Genomic DNA, 18,637 nt, shown 5'->3' with positions numbered 1-18,637 from the left:
AAGGACATCCACTCATAGTGGATGTCCCCAGCGTGTAGACAAACCCTCGCATGCTTTGTCAGTCCTGCGTGCCGGTGCTCACGAATGTCAAATTCGCTCCGCTTCGGTACTCGTCCTTCCTAGACTGCAAAGGTTTTCAGGCCAAGCTGAAAAGAAGACAAAGGGCTAAAATAAAGATCATTTTAGCCCTTTGTCAACAATCTGAGGACATCCACTCATGGTGGATGTCCCTTTTTTGTTTAAAACATTCGCATAACACGTTTTCTCATCTTTTTCATATCACGCTTTGATGGCATATCATATCGACTTGCAAAGTGATATGCGAGTGCACCTGCACCAAGCGTTAATAGTGAAGACGTCATTTTTCCCATTCGAAATTCCCCCTAAACACTTATAGTTGAATTGAACGTTCATCATCACTAAACAGATCATCTAAACTGCTTAGTGTACCGTCTTCCTCCACTTGATGAGTAGATATTTTGCCTTTTGCCAGCGTCAATTCAATAAAACAGCCCCAGCAATAATATTGATTGACCCCAATTTTTCCGATGTCTTTACATTTGCAATTTGGGCAAATGAGCATATTCAGCACCTCTTTATGTTCGGTTTAGAACAAGTGCTTCCTTTTGAACGTCCATCAAAGTTCCGGCAGCATGCAGCTGTTTTCGAATCCCTGATAACTCTGTAAAGAAGCCGTCCGAAAGTTCATATGCTACGATTGTGCCCGAATTTGCGTCAAAGTATACATCTTCCAAAACACCTAATGTTTCACCATCTGGTGACTGCATCATTTTCTTTTTCAATTTCGAAAAGAAGAAGGCTGGGGCAGAGGAATCTATTTCTCCTCCCTCCTGGCAGCTCACATATAGACCTTTGTCTGTCAATTTGTCGCCAGCTGAGAATGGAATGAAGGCACAGTCTTTCTTTTTCCCATCTAATACATATCCCCCGCAGCTGCCGCCGGCTAAAAAGCAAATATCTTTGATCGAACCAAGTGAATGAGACAGCTCATCTGTATAGATCGTCATTCCTTCAAGCTCTCGACATGTTCTCAAAATGTGATCAACCACCTTTTGCGGAACAGTCTTATCGTGTGCGTTTGCTTCATGACTCATACGAAGAAATGGCTTCCATGAAGGAAGCCATCAGCGTGTAGACAAATCCTCGCATTCTTTGTCAGTCCTGTGTGCCGGTGCTCACGAATCTTAAATTCGCTCCGCGCCGGTACTCGTCCTTCCTAGACTGCAAAGGTTTTCAGGTCACGCTGAAAAGAAGACAAAGGGCTAAAATAAAGATCATTTTAGCCCTTTGTCAACAATCTGATGGCTTCCATGAAGGAAGCCATTTACTCTTGCATAAAATCAAACGGAGTGATTCCCTCCATGCCAATATTTGCATCGTGTACGCTGAAAGGCAGCTCTTTTTGAAGCGCTGCAAGCTCAGCATCCATGATTTCTTCGGTCTTAGCAAGACGCATTGTTAAGGACGTTTGTCTAAGGGAATCCTCATTATTTTTCACGCCCCACTCCAAGGCTGATTCCTCACCGCACAAAATTAAAAACTTTTTACTGCGTGTAATGGCTGTGTACAGTAGATTTCGCCGAAGCATTCGATAATAGCTTCTGACGACTGGCAGCACAACAATGGGGAATTCACTGCCCTGAGATTTGTGAATAGAGCAGCAATAAGCATGGGTAAATTGATGAAAATCTTTTTTTGTAAACGTGATTTCGTTTCCATCAAAAGAAATCACCGCCATATCTTCTTTTTCCGTGTTTTCTTTCGCATAAAAAATCGATACGATTTCACCAATATCCCCATTAAAGATATGATTCTCCGGCTGATTGACAAGTTGAAGCACCTTATCACCTGTCCGGTAGACGACGTCACCAAAGGGAATTTCTCTTCCTTTTGGCTTTTTAGGGTTCAAAATTTGCTGAAGCATTTTATTCAGCTCGTTGATACCAGCTTTCCCTTTATACATCGGTGCCAGCACCTGAATGTCCTTTGCTGAATAGCCCTTTTGAGCAGCGTTGCTGACAACTTTTTCGATGACTTCTTTTATTTGATCAGCTGAACATTGAATGAAGGATCGATCCTTCGAGCGTGCGGTAATATCTTTTGGTAAAACACCATTTTTCATATCATGGGCAAGCTCAACAATGGATGAACCGTCTGCCTGACGGTAAATATCAGTTAACGTTACAGCTGGTACGGCTTGTGATGCAAGCAGGTCTCTTAACACCTGACCGGGTCCGACAGATGGAAGCTGATGTTCGTCTCCAACCATAATGACTTGAATGTCATTTGGAATCGCCTTAAACAAATGATTAGCCAGCCAAATATCCAGCATACTCGATTCATCAATAATCACGAGTTTTCCTTCAATCGGCTGATCTTCATCATGTGAGAAGCCTTCTGACCCATTCCAGCCTAATAGCCGGTGAATGGTCACAGCTGGAAGCCCTGTAGATTCAGTCATTCGTTTCGCCGCGCGTCCAGTTGGTGCAGCAAGCACAAACGGAAAAGACTCATCTTTTTTATAATCACTAGGGTCAAGAGAAACGCCATGAAGATCGCTATAAAGCTCGACAATCCCTTTAATGACCGTCGTTTTCCCTGTACCCGGTCCGCCTGTTAAGAGCAGCATTGGGGACATGAGCGCCTTTTGAATGGCTTCCTTTTGTGTCGGCGCATACTGGACGCCCAGCCGTTCCTCCAGCTCACCGAGTGCGAGAAGGAATTCTGATTCAGGAAATTGATCAGCATATTCTGTTTGAGAGACGATTTTCCGAATGCGTTTCGCCACACTTTGCTCCGCATAAAAAAGCGACGGATGATAGCACCGCTCATCTTCTATGATCATCTCTTTCGCTTCTCCAAGTGCAATGATCTGATTGGCAACGTCCATTTCATTCACTTTGTAGTCATTACCTGTTTGATTGAGCAGCTTACGGGTTTCGACGATCAGATCTTTCGTTTGTATGTACGTATGACCGTCCTGAAGGCTTGCTGTCTCGACAGTGTAAAGCAGAGCTGCACGAATGCGGTCTGGGTCATTTCCAGATATCCCTGTTCTAGCGCCGAGCTCATCTGCTTTAATAAACCCAATCCCTTCTACGTCTTTGACAAGCTGATAAGGATTTTCCTCAATCTTCTGCAAGGTTTCACTCTCGTACACTTGGTAAATTTTCATACTGAGCTGCGGACCAAAGCCATATTGATTCAGGTTGATCATGATTTGCTCCAGTCCTTGATGCTCCTGAAGTGCGGCAGCCAGCTTGTCTGCCTTCTTTTTTGACAGGCGCGGAACGTCATACAACACAGACGGATCACGCATAATTTGATGAAGCGTCTGATTGCCAAGTTTCCCGACGATTTCTTCCGCCGTCTTCTTCCCTATTCCTTCGAATAAGTCACTTGAGAGATAATGAATAATCCCTTGTTTTGTTGTAGGTACTTCCTTTTGAAAATGAGTGGCCTTAAACTGCTCACCAAATTTCGGATGGCTTGTGACTTTGCCATAGAAGGTGTAGGTTTCCTCCTCATGAAGTGCCGGGAAGTAGCCTGTGACAGATGCTGTTTTTTCCTCTAAGTTTTCTGATGTTTCAATGACTTTGACTTTTAACACCGAATATAAATTACTTTCGTTATGGAAAATAACCGCTTGAACCGTCCCTTTTAAAAATGGTTCGTCTTCAAGCTTTATTTGATCTGGATGTTCCTGCACAGGTCTTCCCTCCTTCCGTCTATTCTGCCTCTTGAATCAGCTTTTGTGCATGCAGTGCAAGCATATGATCTGGCTGCACGTCAATGGCTTTTCCTAGCATCTCAAGTGCTTCGTCTTTTTTCTCTAAATAGGCATACGCAACCCCTAAATTATAAAAGGCATCTGCATGCTGCGGATCTCGCGTGACCACTTCGGTAAAGGCCGCCACCGCTTCTTCCAGCATCTGTTCATTCGCAAGGCACATGCCAAATTGAAACCTTGCTTCGTTATCTTCTTCGTTTAGCTCAACGGCACGCTGAAGATAAGGCATCGCAAGCTTCGGTTGCTCTAATTTGATAAGCGTTTGCCCTAGCATATAAAACAAATCGCTGTTTACCATTCCAGCTTTTAGCGCTTGCTCAAAATAGTCTTTTGCTTTCATAAAGTCTTCTTTCAATGTGTACACATTTCCTGCTCCGTAATAGGCTGCAGCTGCTGTATGATCAAGTTCAATGGCTTTTTGAAAGAAGTTCAGAGCACGTTCAAATTCATTGATACTTGAAAGTAAGTTTGCAAAGTTAATATATGGAACCGGGTCCTTTGGGCTTTCTTCAATGGCTTTTGTAAAAGCTTCGGCTGCCTTTTCGATGTTCCCTTGGTTTAACGCTTCTATGCCGATCTCATTATGATTCATTTGCTCTTATCATCCTTTCATTAAAAAACCTCAACAGCGACGTTGAGGTTTTTAACACATGTTACACATACGACAGCTTCTGACCGTCTTTAAAGACATCGTCAATTGTCCCGCCGCCAAGACATTCTTCGCCATCATAGAAGACAACGGCTTGTCCTGGTGTGACAGCACGCACTGGTTCATCAAAGATGACCATCGCTTCTTGTTCACCTGTCATTTTGACTTTCACATGATGGTCTTCTTGACGGTATCTGAATTTTGCTGTGCATGTTAATTCACCGTTTTCGTCGACAATATGAGGACGAGTCCAGCTTATATTTACGGCTGAAATGCTTTCAGAGTATAAAAGTGGATTGTGGAAGCCTTGTTCAACAAATAAGATATTTTTCTCTAAGTCCTTCCCAACAACGAACCACGGATCACCGCTTCCGCCAATGCCAAGTCCTTGGCGCTGACCAATCGTGTAATACATCAGTCCATCATGTTCACCTTTTACTTCTCCGTCCATTGTCTGCATCACACCGGGCTGTGCAGGCAAATATTGGCTGAGGAACGTTTTAAAGTTTCTTTCCCCAATAAAGCAGATGCCCGTTGAATCTTTTTTCGTTGCGGTAGCAAGCCCCGCTTCTTTTGCTAATTCACGCACTCTTTTTTTCTCTAAATCGCCGATTGGGAACATCACTTTATCAAGCTGTTCTTGAGTCAGCTGATTCAAGAAATAGGTTTGGTCTTTGTTTGCATCAAGACCTCTTAGCATTTTCACTTCATCGCCAGTTCTGTCGATACGTGCATAGTGGCCTGTTGCTAAATAATCTGCACCAAGTGACAATGCATGCTCAAGAAATGCTTTGAACTTAATTTCTTTGTTACACATGACATCTGGGTTTGGCGTTCTGCCTGCTTTATATTCATCAAGAAAATATTGAAACACTTTGTCCCAATACTGCTTCTCGAAATTTACTGCATAATAAGGGATTCCAATCTGGTTACAAACACGAATGACATCCTCATAGTCCTCCGTTGCTGTACAAACACCATTTTCATCTGTGTCATCCCAGTTTTTCATAAAGATGCCGATTACATCATAGCCCTGCTCCTTTAGCATGAGAGCAGCAACTGATGAATCGACTCCTCCAGACATACCAACCACAACTCTTGTGTCTTCTGGTCTTTTTGTCATCTTCATCAACTCCAATTTCAATGAAACAGCGTGCGCGTTTCGTTCTTCAGGTGCCTGGCTGTTTCATTTTTCACACACGAACAAAAAGGGAGCATTTATTTGGCTAGGCGTTTGACAACAGCCGCGATCTTACGCGCCGCCTGCTTTACATGTTCCTCTTCATTTCCAAGACCGAAGCTTATTCTGACTGAGGATGTCAGCTCTTTTGCTTCTTCGCCATACATGGCGCTTAATACGTGCGAAGGAAGGACAGATCCAGCCGTACATGCTGACCCGCTTGAAACAGCAATCCCTTCCATATCTAAGTTCACAAGTAACGATTCAATGGAGACACCGGGGAAATGAACATTTAAAATGTGCGGCAATGTCTGTTCCGGATGTCCATTGATAGAGAAATTGAGTGATTCCTCCTCGAATACTTTGAGCATCGTTTCTTTGAGCTTACCATAATGCACTGCTTTTTCTCTTCTATTTTGCTTTGTTAATTGAACAGCTGCTGCCAGCCCAACGATCCCCGCCACATTTTCAGTGCCAGCACGGCGTTTTCTTTCTTGTTCTCCTCCGAATATTTGCGGAGAGAGTTTTACGCGTTCGTTGACATATAAGAAACCTGTTCCCATTGGACCATTTAATTTATGGCCAGAAGCAGATAACAGGTCAATATGAAGAGCTGCAACATCAATTGTCATTGTGCCAAACGCCTGTACGGCATCTGTATGAAAATAAGCCGTGTGATCGTGTAGAAGTTCACCAATTTCTTTGATTGGCTGAATGACGCCTGTTTCATTATTGCCGTACATGATGGTCACAAGAATCGTATCATCTCTTAGTGATTGTTTGAATTGGTCAAGTTGAATGAATCCAGTGTGATCAACATCTAAATACGTCACATCAAAACCAAGCTTCTCTAATCGCTCACATGTATGAAGCACTGCATGATGCTCTGTTTTTGCTGTGATAATATGTTTTCCTTCATGTTGCCTTGCCATTGCAACACCTGTGATCGCCAAGTTGTCCGCCTCTGTTCCCCCGCTTGTTAGGATGATCTCCTGCGGTTTACAGTGTAATTCTTCTGCAATGATTTCTCTTGCCTCATCGAGCCGCTTCCTTGCCTCGCGCCCGTATGAATGAATACTCGAGGGATTGCCAAATATCTCTGTAAAGTAAGGCATCATCTTGTCCACAATGCGCTGATCCATAGGCGTTGTAGCTGCATGATCTAAATAGATACGTTCCATTTCCGGTACACCTCTGATCTAAATATAGAACATATACGCGTCTTGATCCCCGTCATCTGTATAGCTTGCCAAGTCTTCAAGAGTGGTATTGTCTAGTACGTCTTTTACTGCATCACGAATTCGAATCCAAAGTTCACGCTTTGCTGGTTCTTCGTTTTCGATCACTTCGACAGGACTAATCGGTCCTTCTAATACACGAATAATATCACCGGCTGTAATCTCGCTTGGTTCATGGGCAAGAACATAGCCCCCATAAGCCCCGCGGATACTTTTCACAAGACGGGCATTGCGAAGTGGTGATACAAGCTGCTCTAAATAATGCTCAGACAAATCATTGTTTTGAGCGATTGATTTTAATGATGTAGGGCCTTCGCCATGTTTTTTGGCTAATTCGATCATGATCGTCAGACCATATCTGCCTTTAGTGGAAATTTTCAAGTTAAACACCTCTGCGTTTTCTAATTCTATGTCATCAATTATTTTTCTGATTTCATATACGCTGTTATATAGACCAAAAGCAATTATATCATACTTTCAGCCAACTTTCATTTGCGGCCTCTGAGCGCTAAAGGAGGACGCATCCCTTTTCTATTTGAAGAAATTTCGGTACTCTATATAAACAAGACATTGCTTTAGGAGAGATAATCATGAAACCTTTAGCGTATCGGATGCGCCCAAGTCATATTGAAGATATTATCGGGCAGGAGCATCTCGTTGGAGAAGGTCAAATTATTAGACGAATGGTCGAGGCAAAACATTTATCCTCGATGATTTTATACGGACCGCCGGGCATTGGCAAAACATCAATTGCAACTGCGATAGCTGGCAGTACAAGCATTGCCTTTCGTACGTTGAATGCGGTCATTCATAACAAAAAAGACATGGAAGCTGTCGCCGCTGAAGCAAAAATGAGCGGTCAGGTCATCCTGATTTTAGACGAAGTTCACAGGCTGGATAAAGGGAAGCAGGATTTCCTTCTTCCGTATTTAGAAAATGGCATGATCATTTTAATTGGCGCAACAACAGCCAACCCGTATCATGCAATCAATCCAGCTATCCGCAGCCGGACACAAATATTTGAGCTGAAGCCGCTTGAAACAGAGCAGATCAAAGCCGCTTTATCACGGGCTTTACAGGATGAACATCGCGGGCTTGGCGGTTATTCGGTCACAGTTGATGAAAAGGCGATGAATCATTTTGCGAATGGATGCGGAGGAGATGTGCGCTCTGCTTTAAATGCGCTTGAACTAGCCGTCCTATCGACAAAAGCTGATGAATCTGGACATATCACGATCACTCTTGCCGCAGCAGAAGAATGTTTACAGAAAAAGAGCTTCTCGCATGACAAGAACGGTGATGCCCATTATGATGTCCTCTCGGCTTTCCAAAAATCCATCAGAGGGTCTGACACAGATGCCGCCCTGCATTACCTTGCAAGACTTATTGAAGCGGGAGACCTCGAAAGCATTTCAAGACGATTACTTGTGATGGCTTACGAAGATATTGGCTTAGCCAGTCCGCAGGCAGGGTCCCGCGTGTTAAGCGCTGTTCAAACAGCTGAGAGAGTCGGCTTCCCAGAAGCACGGATTCCACTCGCCAACGCCGTCATTGAACTGTGTCTTTCTCCAAAATCAAACTCCGCTTATCAAGCAATTGATGCAGCACTGCATGATATTCGTACTGGGAAAATAGGTGAAGTCCCTGCTCATTTAAAGGATGCTCACTATAAAGGAGCAACAGCACTCGGAAGAGGCGCCGATTACTTATATCCGCACGATTATGAAAATGGCTGGGTGAAGCAGCAATATTTACCTGACCCGCTGAAAAACAAGCAATACTATGAACCGAAGCAAACAGGAAAATTTGAAGGTGCACTGAAGCAAGTCTATGAGAATTTAAGACGGCAAAAATAAAAATAGCCCCCTGCATTTCGCAGGCGGGCTATTTATTTATCTTTCACACGTGTAATCGGAATGTCTTTTAAAAGCTTCATAATGACATGACCACCCATGATCAGTCCAGCAACAGATGGAACGAATGCATTGGATGATGGCGGCATTTGCGCCTTACGAATTTTCGCTTCATCATTTCCAACTTCTTTTCTGACATCTTCACGAATCACAATCGGACTTTCATCAGAGAAAATCACTTCAATCCCTTTTCGAATCCCTTCCTTACGCAGACGTGTTCTAACGACTTTTGCAATGGGATCCGTATGTGTTTTCGAAATATCATCAATTTTAAAGCGTGTCGGATCTGTTTTGTTTGCAGCACCCATACTAGAAATGATATTCACACCGCGTTTTAGGCACTCTTTCATTAAATGAATTTTATAATGAATCGTATCTGATGCATCAATGACATAATCAAGCGGATACTCAAAGAACTGTTCATATGTTTCTTCTGTATAGAACATTTTGAGCGCAACGACTTCACATTCTGGGTTAATGTCAGCAATTCTCGCCTTCATTAAGTCCACTTTAGGCTGACCGACTGTTGACAGCAATGCTGGCAGCTGACGGTTTACATTTGTAATATCAATATCATCTTTATCAACAAGAACAATACGGCCAACACCTGAACGAGCGAGCGCTTCTACTGCAAATGAGCCAACGCCGCCTACTCCAAGCACTGCAACTGTACTGTTTTTTAATATATTTAAGCCTTCCTTGCCAATGGCAAGCTCGTTTCTTGAAAACTGATGTAACAAGTGCCTCACTCCACCTTTATTTAAAATGAATCGAAAGAATCATATCATATTCAGACTTCTCCGTCATCCTTCTCAAAAAGAAAAAAACACAAAAAAGTCCCGATGACGCCGCCAGCTGTTCCTTCGTTTTGAACCCCGCACCATGCAGGTGGGTGCTTTCTTCCTCACTTTATAAGTCCTCAGATGAGGCATGAATGCAGAAAGGAAAGCCAAGCTCCCGTAGAAAAAAATGTTCGGTCAAAACTAGGTAACCACCGTACGTATCAGGACTTTATTGATTAGTTGATGAAAGCATATCATAGGCATGCCGCTTTTTCAAGCGTTTACATGCCTATAAACATCCGCCTATTTTACTGTTTTACTTTTGTTTTAATCGCTAAACTTAGCTCATCAAGCTGGGCTTCGCTTACAGTGCCAGGAGCATCTGTGAGCACACAGCTTGCACTTGCCGTTTTCGGGAACGCAATGGTATCTCTTAGGTTAGATCGGCCGGCAAGAAGCATGACTAAACGGTCAAGACCAAGCGCGATTCCGCCGTGCGGAGGAACACCATGCTCAAACGCATCTAGAAGGAAACCGAATTGATCGTATGCTTCTTCTTTTGAAAAGCCAAGTAAACCAAACATTTTTTCTTGAATGTCCTTTTCGAAAATACGAATAGAACCCCCGCCAAGCTCATAGCCATTGAGCACAAGATCATAAGCCTGAGCTTTCATGTCTTCTGGACTTGTTTCAATTAATTCAAGGTCATCCCGAACTGGCATTGTGAAAGGATGGTGAGCAGCATAGAAGCGGCCTTCTTCTTCATCTTTTTCAAGCAGCGGCCAGTCAACGACCCATAAGAAATTGAATAAAGTCTCATCAATCAGTCCAAGCTCTTTCCCAAGTTTTAAACGAAGTGCACCAAGGGCATCATGGACAACAGACGTCTTGTCAGCGACAAAAAGTAAAAGGTCACCCTCTTCGACTTGAAGCTGCTCTTTCAATTCTGCTTGCTTTGACTCATCAAAGAATTTAGCAATCGGTCCTTTTAATTCTGTCCCTTCAGCTTTTAGCCAAGCAAGACCTTTAGCCCCGTAGTTCGCCGCAAATGCACCAAGGGCATCAATGTCTTTTCTTGAGTATTTTGCTGCAGCCCCTTTTACATTTATGGCTTTGACAGCTCCGCCATTGGTTACAGCCCCGCTGAAGACTTTGAAATCTGAGTCTTTTACCGTGTCTGAAATGTTGATAAGCTTCATGTCAAAGCGGGTATCTGGCTTATCAGATCCATAGGAATTCATCGCTTCATCATACGTCATACGTGGTAATGGCAATGTAAGGTCAATGCCTTTGACATCTTTCATGACCTTTGCCATCATCTCTTCAGCAAGCGTCATGATGTCTTCTTGACTCATAAAGGACATTTCAATATCGACTTGTGTAAATTCCGGCTGGCGGTCAGCACGTAAGTCTTCATCTCTAAAGCAGCGAGCAATTTGATAGTAGCGGTCCATCCCAGACACCATCAATAATTGCTTAAATAATTGCGGAGACTGCGGCAACGCATAGAACTCTCCTTCGTGTACACGGCTTGGCACAAGATAGTCACGTGCACCCTCTGGCGTACTTTTTGTTAAAATTGGTGTTTCAATGTCTAGAAAGCCGTTATCATCTAAGAAATGGCGGAATGCTTTTGTGACTTCATGTCTCATTTTCATCGTTTCAAACATTGCAGGACGGCGAAGATCTAGATAGCGGTATTTTAATCGTACATCTTCCGATACCTCGTCTGCTTGATCTGAAATCATAAATGGAGGGGTCTTTGCTTCATTTAACACAGTGACCGTCTCCACTTGAATTTCAATTTTGCCTGTTTTTAAATTTGGGTTGATGGTGGTTTCTTCTCTTGCGACGACTGTTCCTTTAATATCAAGAACATATTCATTACGAATCGATTCTGCTGTCTCAAGTGCCTCTTTTGATAGGTCTGGATTGAAGACAATTTGCACAATGCCTGTACGGTCACGCAGGTCTATAAAGATTAATCCGCCAAGGTCACGCCGTTTTTGTACCCACCCTTTTAATACAACTGTCTGACCAATCTGGTCTTCTGTTACTTCTCCACAATAAAAAGTTCTACCAAACACAAACATTCCACTCCTTCTTTACGCTTTCTGGTGGGCTTTCATCATTTGAATGAGCTCATCAAGCTTCACTTCAATTTGTTCACCCGTTGTCGTATCTTTCACATTCACAATTTGCTGCGCCAGCTCATCCTCACCAAGAACTGCAATAAACTTGGCTTTCAAGCGATCCGCCGCTTTAAATTGTGCTTTTAGCTTTTTCCCTGTATAGTCCATTTCACTTGAAATGCCTTCTTTTCGTAGTCGATTCAATAATGAAACAGCATAATCTTTTGCTTGATCTCCTAATGCGGCAATGTAAAGATCAATGCCGCCTTGTACTGGAAGCTCAATCTTTTCTGCATCAATTGCTGATAGGAAACGCTCAATACTCATCGCAAAGCCGATGCCTGGGGATTCAGGACCGCCAATTCCTTCAACGAGTCCATCATAACGGCCGCCTCCGGCTAATGTTGTGATCGCACCAAAGCCTTCTGCATTACTCATAATTTCAAATGCTGTGTGATTGTAATAATCAAGACCACGCACTAAGTTCGGATCGACGACATATTCAATGCCTAGATCTGTTAAGTATTGTTTGACTTTTTCAAAATAAGTCCTTGATTCTTCATTTAAGAAATCTTGAATGGATGGTGCCGTTGCCATCAGTTCGTGGTCACGGTCCTTTTTACAATCAAGAATACGTAATGGATTTTGATGTAAACGAATTTGGCAGTCGTGACAGAATTCATCCATTCTTGGCTCAAAGTGCTCAACAAGTGCTTGGCGGTAATCTGCCCGGCTTTCTTTGTCACCGAGGCTGTTAATGACAAGCTTTAAGTTGGAAAGACCTGCTTTCTCATACACACTCATTGCAAGTGAAATGACTTCAGCATCAATGGCAGGATCTTTTGAACCGATCGCTTCAATTCCAAATTGATAAAATTGACGATATCTTCCCGTTTGCGGGCGCTCATAGCGGAACATCGGTCCGATGTAATACAGCTTTGTAGGCTGCGTAGGCTGAGCGAATAATTTATTTTCTACATAAGAACGTACTGTTGAAGCCGTTCCCTCTGGACGAAGGGTGATGCTGCGTCCTTTTTTGTCTTCAAATGTGTACATCTCTTTTTGAACGATATCCGTTGATTCGCCTACTCCTCGCGCAAACAGCTCCGTATGCTCAAAAATCGGTGTGCGAATCTCTTTGTATTGGAAGGCTGCACATGTATCTCTCGCAATTTGTTCAACATACTGCCAGCGTTCTGACTCTCCAGGTAAAATATCCTGTGTACCTCTTGGAATATTAAAACTCATTTTTCGTCCTCCTACGACCATCATCATTTTTTATGTGGACATATAAAAAACCCCCGCCTCTACTATGTGTATAGTAGGGACGAGAGTTATACCCGTGGTGCCACCCTAGTTGGAACATGATTCAGCCATGTTCCCGCTCAAATCCTTAACGCAGATTCACGTTCTCCGCCTAATGACTCATTTTTAGAGCGTTCAGCAGGAAACCTACAGAGTGTTCTTTCGTGATAAATGCCATGCGGATTCGCTTTCAGCCTAAGGCGATTCCTCTCTGCTCACGCAATTTACCCTACTATTCTCTATCATCAGTTCCACATTTTAAATTTTCAAGTGTGTTGATTTATATTATAATAAGGTCGGTGCTGCCACTCTGTCAACCCTTGCCGTGCCTCTTTTTCTTTTCCAGCTCTTCTTTTGACGTGCAGCCGTATTCAGATGCCGTTTCTTCAAGGAAGCCTGGTTGATCCATTTCGTCGTGCTGCCAGCGATCGATATCACGATGTCCATTATACTGCACTCGTCCTAATTTTCTGCTTAATCTCATGTTTGTACATCCTTTTATCACATTTTTATCTAGTATAAACAGATTGATTCATTTTTATTAGGGATACTGCAAGGAATTAGTCCATTACATAACGAATTTACATTCATCGGTTTTACAAGGGAGGGGAAAACACCGTTTTGAATCTGAAAACACACAATCACATGATCATGTTGCTGACCTGTTTTGTTCTCATCGCCAGCACGTTGCCCATGACACATGCGACTGCTCAAACAGACCAAGCAGTCGTTGCAACAGATGAAATCAATGTGCGAACCGGTCCTGGTTTGAGCTATGGGATCGCAGCTGTTGCGAAACGAGGAGAAAGCTATCCGATTCTCACTGAACAAGGGGAATGGGTGCAGATTGGGCTATCGAACGGACAAAAAGGCTGGATTGTCTCATGGCTGATTACCCGGTCATCTGACACGCAAAAGCCTGCGAAGACAAAGACGCAAGATCAACGTGCAGAAGGAAGCCGCACAATTACCTCGACAGCCTCCGATCTTCGCATTCGGACAGGCCCAGGGACTTCCTATCAAGTCATCGGAACTTTCCCGCAGGGCGCTTCCGCTAAGAAGCTGGGCACAAGCGGCGCATGGACAAAAATTTCGTATCAACAAGCAGAAGGCTGGGTCCACTCTGATTACATTTCTGGCGGACAAAAAACTTCTCAATCAAGTTCAGGTGAGTCCGCTCGTTCTAAACAGACAGGCACAGTTGGCGTATCCAGCTTGAATGTTCGACAATCAGCGGCACCAAATGCACAAGTGGTGGCTTCACTTAGCCGCAATACACACATCACCATTTTACGAGAGCAAAATGGCTGGTATGAAATCGAAGTCAAAGGGACAAAAGGCTGGGTTGCAAGTTATTATATTGTCACAAGCCAAGGAGCAAGTTCGGCCCGTGAAAAGAGTTCATCATCTTCGTCCTCTCATCAGAACGCGTATATCGTCTATGATGGAACGAATATTAGAAAAAGCGCTTCTACCTCTGCTGCGATTGCAGAAAGATCAACGAAAGGAGCAGCTTATCAAATTGTTCGAACGCAAGGTGACTGGTATGAAGTCACCCTATCTAACGGTGGAACAGGATATGTGGCGAGCTGGGTTGTTCAAACAAAGAAAAATAGCAGCGAGGCACCAAGACCTCAGCAGGATTCATCGTCTGGAACTGGATCTTTAAAAGGGAAAACGATTGTTCTTGATCCTGGTCATGGCGGGAAAGACAGCGGGACGATCGGCGCAGACGGTGCTTTTGAAAAGAATATCACCATAAAAACCGCCAATTTACTGGCAGGCAAATTAAGAGCTTCTGGAGCAAATGTGTATTTAACAAGAAGTGATGATACATTTATCAGCCTTCAATCGAGGGTTGCCACTTCTCATTACCGAAATGCAGATGCATTCATCAGTCTTCATTATGATAGTTTTATGGACCCAAGTGTCAGAGGAAGCACCGCATATTATTATCAGGCATCAAAAGATCAAAGCCTAGCGGCAAACGTTCATGCTGAAGTCGCAAAACGATCACAAATCCCAGATAAGGGTGTTAAATTCGGAGATTATTTTGTTTTAAGAGAAAATAAACGCCCTTCCCTTTTATATGAACTCGGCTATTTAAGCAACCCTCAGGAGGAAGCGATCATCTATAGCGCCTCTTACCAAGAGCGAGTGACAGAAGGAATGACAGAAGGATTAAAACAATATTTTAGATAGAAAAAAAAGAGGCCGCTGCGCCTCTTTTTTGATGCCAAAAGAAAAAGACTCTAAACAAACTCTCAGCAAGAGTTTATCTACAGTCTATTCTTTGCTATCCATCAAAATCGTGACTGGCCCTGAATTGGTCAATGACACGTCCATCATCGCGCCAAAACGGCCAGTTTCAACAAGGATGCCCTTTTCTCTAAGGGTTTCATTGAAGCATTCGTAAAGTGCGTTTGCCATATCCGGCTTGGCAGCTTTCATAAAATTAGGCCGTCTGCCTTTTCTCGTATCACCATAAAGGGTAAATTGAGACACAGACAGAACGCTTCCTTTTACATCCAACAATGAACGATTCATTTTCCCGTTTTCATCTTCAAAAATACGTAAATGTACCAGCTTTTCAGCTAAGTCATGCACATCTTCTTCTGTATCTTCATGTGTGACACCAACCAGCACCATATATCCTTCATTGATGGCACCTGTGACCTCATCTTCCACCTTCACAGATGCACTCGTCACACGCTGAACAACAAGCCTCATAGACGATATACTTCCTTTCTAATTCATAAATCGGCGAACAGAGTAAATGTCTTTGATTTGTTTGATGCGTTCCACTACTTTATGCAAATGGTTGATATTTTGGATAAAAATAGCCATATGAATCGTCGCTACTTTGTTACGATCAGACTTCCCAGAAACAGAGGAGATGTTCGTTTTTGTTTCATTCACTGCTTGAAGCACCTCATTGAGTAAGCCGCGCCTGTCATATCCTAATATCTCAATTTCCACATTGTATTCTTTACGGTTTCGAGCAGGCTGTTCGTGCTCCCACTCGACCGGGATTAACCGCTCCTGCGCTTCTCCAGTCTTCACGTTCGGACAGTCCTCACGGTGAACAGATACGCCCCGGCCTTTTGTAATAAAGCCCACAATGCTATCACCAGGAACAGGATTACAGCACTTGGATAAGCGGACAAGCAGATTATCAATTCCTTTGACTCGTACGCCCGCTTCGCGTTTTTTCCCGTGATATGGTTTTGACTCTACCGTCACTTCTTGGACGGTTTTCTCTTGTTCTTCCTGATCTCTTTGTTTTCTTTCTTTTTCAGTTAAACGATTCGCCACTTGGAGTGCCGTAATTCCGTTATAACCGACGGCCGCATACATGTCCTCTTCATTTGAGAAATTAAATTTATCGGCCACTTTTTGCAGGTTTTCAGGTGTCATAATGTCTTTGACATCAAACTCAAGGTTTTTGATTTCTTTCTCCACGAGTTCTCGGCCTTTTTCGACATTTTCTTCACGGCGCTGTTTTTTGAAAAACTGTCTGATCTTGTGCTTCGCTTGGGAAGTTTGGGCAAGCTTGATCCAATCCTGACTTGGACCATAGCTATGCTTAGATGTCAGAATTTCAATAATGTCACCTGTTTTTAATTTGTGATCAAGTGTGACCATTTTGCCGTTGACCTTGGCTCCGATTGTTTTATTCCCAATTTCCGAATGAATCCGGTACGAAAAGTCAATTGGAACTGAACCAGACGGCAGCTCAATGACGTCTCCTTTTGGCGTAAACACAAACACCATATCAGAGAAGAGATCGATTTTTAACGATTCCATAAATTCTTCCGCATCTGTGGATTCATTTTGGAATTCTAGGATTTCTCTAAACCAAGACAGCTTCTTCTGGAAAACAGCTTCTTCCGTCGATTCTGCTGATTCTTTGCCTTCTTTATACGCCCAGTGTGCCGCAATTCCGTATTCCGCAATTTCGTGCATTTCTACTGTACGGATCTGAACTTCCAGCGGGTCGCCTTTTGGACCAATCACTGTTGTATGAAGTGACTGATACATGTTCGGCTTTGGCATAGCAATATAATCTTTAAATCTGCCTGGCATCGGCTTCCAGCACGTATGAATAATACCGAGTACGGCATAGCAGTCTTTAATGCTGTCCACCAAAATACGAACAGCCAGCAAATCATATATTTCATTAAACTGCTTATTTTGCAAGACCATTTTGCGATAAATGCTATAAATATGTTTCGGTCTGCCGGAGAATTCAGCCTTGATGTTCACCTCAGACACACGGTCTTTCACTTCATTAACAACCTCGTCCAAGTATTCCTCACGTTCCGCTCGTTTGCGCTTCATGAGATTCACAATCCGGTAATATTGCTGCGGATTTAAATAGCGGAGGGCTGTATCCTCAAGCTCCCACTTAATCTTTGAAATCCCTAATCTGTGCGCAAGCGGTGCAAAAATCTCAAGCGTTTCATTTGAAATTCTACGCTGCTTTTCCTGCGGAAGATGCTTGAGTGTTCTCATATTGTGAAGACGGTCTGCCAGCTTAATCAAGATCACACGAATATCCTGCGCCATTGCAACAAACATTTTCCGGTGGTTTTCGGCCTGCTGTTCTTCTTGTGATTTATATTTAATCTTCCCAAGCTTTGTCACACCATCAACCAGCATTGCCACTTCTTCGTTAAAATGCTCTTTTAAATCCTCTAATGTCACATCCGTATCCTCGACAACATCATGCAAAAAGCCGCCAGCAATGGTCGAAGGGTCCATTTCAAGATCAACAAGAATTCCAGCCACTTGAATAGGATGGATAATATAAGGCTCACCGGATTTCCGGTATTGCTCCTTGTGTGCATTCTCAGCATACTCGTATGCACGCTCTATAAATTGAATATGTTCAGCGGACAGGTATTCTCTTGCCTTGTCAATGACCTGCTGCGCCGTTAAAACTTGTTCGTTCGCCATGGAATCACCTTTTTTAAATGAAAACTGTATTGTAGTTTATTATCAAGAAAAATTCGATAGATGTAAAGAGAAGAAGTCCGCTAAAAGATTTTTGATAGGAAAAAAGCACCCTTCTTACTGAGTGCTTTTTTCGTAAAACTCCATTAGTATTGCATTAACGTCAAGATGTCGTAACCGTCCAGCTTCTTTCTGCCATCAAGATACGTCAGCTCAATTAAAAATGCAATCCCTGCAACAACGCCGCCTAATTCCTCAACAAGCTTGATGGACGCTTCAATCGTTCCACCAGTCGCAAGTAAATCATCTGTAATCAGTACACGCTGACCAGGACGAATCGCATCTTTATGAATCGTTAATACATCTTTACCGTATTCCAAACCGTAATCAACTTTAATGACTTCACGAGGAAGCTTTCCTTCTTTACGAACTGGTGCAAAACCTACACCAAGTGCATATGCTACAGGACAGCCAATAATGAATCCACGCGCTTCAGGTCCAACAATGAGATCAATGTCTCTTTCCTTTGCGTACTCAACGATTTGATCCGTTGCATAACGGTACACTTCGCCTTTATCCATTAATGTTGTAATATCTTTAAATTGTACACCTTCCTTTGGGTAGTCAGGTACAACTGTCACATATTGTTTTAAATCCATCTTTTCCTTTTC

17 protein-coding genes, 1 other RNA gene and 1 other annotated feature are annotated in these 18,637 nt (G+C 43.1%); of the genes, 2 read left to right on the top strand and 16 right to left on the bottom strand.

The window, feature by feature from the left end:
• Positions 1–239 precede the first annotated feature (239 nt).
• The 8 genes from BK049_RS15055 to cymR form a co-directional block, all read right to left on the bottom strand.
• Positions 240–371, bottom strand: coding sequence for a YrzQ family protein (locus BK049_RS15055; RefSeq protein WP_008362324.1), 132 nt, complete (start codon positions 369–371; stop codon positions 240–242).
• A gap of 20 nt (positions 372–391) precedes the next feature.
• Positions 392–583 (bottom strand): hypothetical protein, encoded by a 192-nt coding sequence (locus BK049_RS15050; protein WP_071168865.1) that lies wholly within the window; start codon positions 581–583, stop codon positions 392–394.
• A 13-nt stretch (positions 584–596) separates the two neighbouring features.
• Positions 597–1,055: a PRC-barrel domain-containing protein gene (locus BK049_RS15045; RefSeq protein ID WP_071169241.1), complete on the bottom strand. Its 459-nt coding sequence runs from the start codon at positions 1,053–1,055 to the stop codon at positions 597–599.
• A 290-nt stretch (positions 1,056–1,345) separates the two neighbouring features.
• The gene (recD2, locus tag BK049_RS15040) at positions 1,346–3,730 is read right to left on the bottom strand and encodes an SF1B family DNA helicase RecD2 (RefSeq protein WP_071168864.1); all 2,385 of its coding nucleotides are present in this window, start codon (positions 3,728–3,730) and stop codon (positions 1,346–1,348) included.
• 19 nt (positions 3,731–3,749) lie between these two features.
• Positions 3,750–4,403 carry a tetratricopeptide repeat protein gene (locus BK049_RS15035; protein ID WP_008360849.1) on the bottom strand — a complete coding sequence of 218 codons (654 nt, stop codon included), beginning with the start codon at positions 4,401–4,403 and terminating at the stop codon, positions 3,750–3,752.
• A gap of 61 nt (positions 4,404–4,464) precedes the next feature.
• Complete coding sequence (mnmA, locus tag BK049_RS15030; RefSeq protein ID WP_008360852.1) at positions 4,465–5,583, bottom strand: tRNA 2-thiouridine(34) synthase MnmA; 1,119 nt, start codon at positions 5,581–5,583, stop codon at positions 4,465–4,467.
• 95 nt (positions 5,584–5,678) lie between these two features.
• Complete coding sequence (locus BK049_RS15025; RefSeq protein ID WP_008360854.1) at positions 5,679–6,821, bottom strand: cysteine desulfurase family protein; 1,143 nt, start codon at positions 6,819–6,821, stop codon at positions 5,679–5,681.
• Positions 6,822–6,839: 18 nt separating this feature from the next.
• Positions 6,840–7,259, bottom strand: a complete 420-nt coding sequence (cymR, locus tag BK049_RS15020) for a cysteine metabolism transcriptional regulator CymR (protein WP_008360856.1) — start codon at positions 7,257–7,259, stop codon at positions 6,840–6,842.
• Positions 7,260–7,468: 209 nt separating this feature from the next.
• On the opposite strand from cymR, the gene BK049_RS15015 reads away from it, so the two are divergent.
• On the top strand, positions 7,469–8,734 hold the full coding sequence (locus BK049_RS15015; protein ID WP_071168863.1) for a replication-associated recombination protein A: 1,266 nt from the start codon (positions 7,469–7,471) through the stop codon (positions 8,732–8,734).
• A 32-nt stretch (positions 8,735–8,766) separates the two neighbouring features.
• On the opposite strand, the gene BK049_RS15010 is transcribed toward BK049_RS15015, so the two are convergent.
• The 5 genes from BK049_RS15010 to BK049_RS19585 form a co-directional block, all read right to left on the bottom strand.
• On the bottom strand, positions 8,767–9,531 hold the full coding sequence (locus BK049_RS15010; protein WP_008360859.1) for a tRNA threonylcarbamoyladenosine dehydratase: 765 nt from the start codon (positions 9,529–9,531) through the stop codon (positions 8,767–8,769).
• Between the two features lie 92 nt (positions 9,532–9,623).
• Positions 9,624–9,804: non-coding RNA, 6S RNA (gene ssrS, locus BK049_RS15005), on the bottom strand.
• Positions 9,805–9,881: 77 nt separating this feature from the next.
• On the bottom strand, positions 9,882–11,660 hold the full coding sequence (gene aspS / locus BK049_RS15000; RefSeq protein ID WP_145939416.1) for an aspartate--tRNA ligase: 1,779 nt from the start codon (positions 11,658–11,660) through the stop codon (positions 9,882–9,884).
• 18 nt (positions 11,661–11,678) lie between these two features.
• Complete coding sequence (gene hisS / locus BK049_RS14995) at positions 11,679–12,953, bottom strand: histidine--tRNA ligase (protein WP_071168861.1); 1,275 nt, start codon at positions 12,951–12,953, stop codon at positions 11,679–11,681.
• A gap of 72 nt (positions 12,954–13,025) precedes the next feature.
• Positions 13,026–13,265, bottom strand: a binding site (T-box leader).
• Between the two features lie 58 nt (positions 13,266–13,323).
• Entirely contained in the window at positions 13,324–13,494 is a 171-nt protein-coding gene (locus BK049_RS19585; protein WP_003216250.1) for a YrzK family protein, read from the bottom strand.
• A gap of 137 nt (positions 13,495–13,631) precedes the next feature.
• Here BK049_RS19585 and BK049_RS14990 point away from each other — a divergent pair, with 137 nt between their 5' ends.
• Entirely contained in the window at positions 13,632–15,212 is a 1,581-nt protein-coding gene (locus BK049_RS14990) for an N-acetylmuramoyl-L-alanine amidase family protein (protein ID WP_071168860.1), read from the top strand.
• Positions 15,213–15,296: 84 nt separating this feature from the next.
• On the opposite strand, the gene dtd is transcribed toward BK049_RS14990, so the two are convergent.
• From dtd to BK049_RS14975, 3 genes are all read right to left on the bottom strand, one after another.
• A complete protein-coding gene (gene dtd / locus BK049_RS14985) occupies positions 15,297–15,740 on the bottom strand; it encodes a D-aminoacyl-tRNA deacylase (RefSeq protein WP_008360868.1) in 444 nt (147 codons plus the stop codon).
• A gap of 18 nt (positions 15,741–15,758) precedes the next feature.
• Positions 15,759–17,969: a RelA/SpoT family protein gene (locus BK049_RS14980; protein WP_008360869.1), complete on the bottom strand. Its 2,211-nt coding sequence runs from the start codon at positions 17,967–17,969 to the stop codon at positions 15,759–15,761.
• Positions 17,970–18,112: 143 nt separating this feature from the next.
• On the bottom strand, positions 18,113–18,625 hold the full coding sequence (locus tag BK049_RS14975) for an adenine phosphoribosyltransferase (RefSeq protein ID WP_008342729.1): 513 nt from the start codon (positions 18,623–18,625) through the stop codon (positions 18,113–18,115).
• Positions 18,626–18,637 lie beyond the last annotated feature (12 nt).

The organism is Bacillus xiamenensis, from assembly GCF_001857925.1.
Taxonomy (GTDB): domain Bacteria; phylum Bacillota; class Bacilli; order Bacillales; family Bacillaceae; genus Bacillus; species Bacillus xiamenensis.
The sequence above is the reverse complement of the archived record's forward strand: the minus strand, read 5'-3'. Positions and strand labels throughout refer to the sequence as shown.